The sequence below is a fragment of the Salinivibrio socompensis S35 genome, from assembly GCF_000513715.1.
GTDB lineage: Bacteria > Pseudomonadota > Gammaproteobacteria > Enterobacterales > Vibrionaceae > Salinivibrio > Salinivibrio socompensis.
The window spans coordinates 1-2317 of the sequence record NZ_AQOD01000194.1; the positions used below are offsets into that span (position 1 = coordinate 1).

2 protein-coding genes are annotated in these 2317 nt (G+C 48.0%); both read right to left on the bottom strand.

Going from position 1 to position 2317, the window contains the following annotated elements; all coding sequences use genetic code 11:
• Positions 1 to 549: 549 nt before the first annotated feature.
• Positions 550 to 855 (bottom strand): hypothetical protein, encoded by a 306-nt coding sequence (locus tag DZ54_RS0116605; RefSeq protein ID WP_025675310.1) that lies wholly within the window; start codon positions 853 to 855, stop codon positions 550 to 552.
• A 216-nt stretch (positions 856 to 1071) separates the two neighbouring features.
• A partial coding sequence (cls, locus tag DZ54_RS0116610) for a cardiolipin synthase (RefSeq protein ID WP_025675312.1) occupies positions 1072 to 2317 on the bottom strand: 1246 nt, incomplete at its 5' end.

Sequence of the window (2317 nt, forward strand, 5' to 3'; positions counted from 1 at the left end):
TATAAATGCGGCCAGTGTTCTTCATTACTTGAAGTAGCTTTTGCCACCGCTTATCAGTTAGCATGAGTCTCGGCATGGTATGGCGTTACAGTTTGTTTTTGGCGAAAGAGATTATAACGCCTTATCATGCCGTTCAAAAAACAATCACGAAAGATCAACACGCCCTAGGAGGCTGATCAACAATGCGGATAAAAGGCTAGTCACCGTTCGCCTTTCAACAACTAAAAAACCCACAGAGATAGGGCGCGATTGATTTTTCATAGATCACCAGTTACATCACAACGACAGCTGGATCAGCGCGAATAAAAATGTCGCGTAATCACTGCATGTCCGCACGCGCGGATCACTTGTCTGTATCACGCCACACCTGTGGCGCATTTGCGACTAGTCTGCGTTAAAACAGCACAGGTTGAACAGACCTAGCGCAAGCCTTTATTGATAATTCGCATAATTGAGACAATGAGTAGACGCAACGGCCCGGAAGGGACAACTCGCTCGACGCGATAAATAAAAACCCACCAGCGGGTCTACGCACTGGTGGGTTTGAGATTAACTTAAGTCACACATTAAAAGTTCAAACTCTTCTTGGGCTTGATCAATCAATGTCGCTAACTCATTAGCATCTGTATGGTTCAAAGGTAAGGCCCAATGGTCACGCTTACCGGGCTCGATATGCTCGGCAAGCAACTGGGTTATCTTTCCTTTTCGCTGAAAGGTGACTTCATCAAAGTCAGCCAGGTGCGGATTTTCTTCGTCCGCGATCTGAACCATCACATTGCCGTTAGGGATGACTCGCACGTGCGCTTTACGCGCTGGCGTGGTATTTAAGGTGTAACTACGTGAATGGATAGACATGCTAGCTCCTATCACTCGACTTTGGGCACTCTCTATTATAGTGCCTGTCTACAGGAAGGACTGACTATCCAGCATTGTGTTGCTTAAGATCACAAATAGTTACAATCTTGTTAATCACAATCATGCAATAACAAATACTTATGCAATAACACTGCATACGGTAAGTTACTTTGACTAAGCCTCCTCTTACGCGTCACCTTATTCGCCTGACGCTGGTTATAACAGCGGACTAAACATATAGAAAAACTGCTCGATGGGTTTGAGATAAACCGGCCGTTGTTGCCAGCTCTCTGAGTTAACGAGCAAGGACTGAGCCAAATAATCCTGATGCAATCGGTTAATGCCAGCGCAAAACTCAGGGTCGTCCACGGTTAAGGTCAATTCAAAGTTTAACCAGAGGCTGCGCATATCAAGGTTGACCGTTCCTACTAAGCAATATTGCTCATCGACAAGTACTGACTTGGTATGCAATAAGCCACCGCTGAAGCGGTATATTTCAATCCCTGCCATCATTAAATCTTCAAAAAAGGAGCGGCTGGCCCATTCAACCATCAATGAATCATTTTTCTCTGGCACAATGATTGTTACTTTTACCCCGCGTTGCGCTGCCGTTTGCAGGCTGACCATCAGGCCTTCACTGGGGACCAAATAAGGGGTGGTAATGGTAATACTGGTTTCCGCTTGGTGAATGGCCAAGGTGAGCACTTGTTGGATCATCCCCTCCGGTAGTCCCGGTCCAGATGGAATAGCTTGTACGGCATGATTCGCATGTTGATGATCATCAATCATCAAGCATTCGGGTGCGCTGGGTAAGTCACGAATACCGGTTTCGACTTCCCAGTCCCAGGCAAAAATACTGCTCAGCACGGAGACCGTCGGCCCGGAAACGCGAATCATCACATCCACCCACTGACCGACACCGGCATTTTGCTTGAAAAATCGCGGATCGACCATATTCATCGAGCCGGTATACGCCAGCTGATTATCGATAATGACCACTTTCCGGTGCTGACGAATATCGAGACGCCGAAAGAACATCCTAAACGGATTCACCGCCAGTGCTTCTATCAGCTCTATCCCTGCCTCCCGCATTGCGTGTGGCCATTTACTGCGGAAAAACGTTTTGCTCCCCGCCGAATCCAACATAATCCGAACCGGAACGCCCCGTTTGGCGGTATCGCACGCCGCTTGTGCGACTTCATCGGCATGCCCCCCTGGGTGCCAAATATAAAACACCATATCCACACTTTTTGTGGCTTGACGAATATCGCCTGCCACCGATTTAAGAATCTCTGCGGGTTCCGTTTTTAGCGCCAATTGATTTCCTGTCAGCTCAGGCACCCCGATACGGGCATGACAGAGCCGGTTCACATGGTGTGATTGCTCATTGATATGATGGGGCCGGTGCGCGGGACACGCTTGTAAACTAAACAGCCACTGGCGATAAGGCTCAAACATCGCT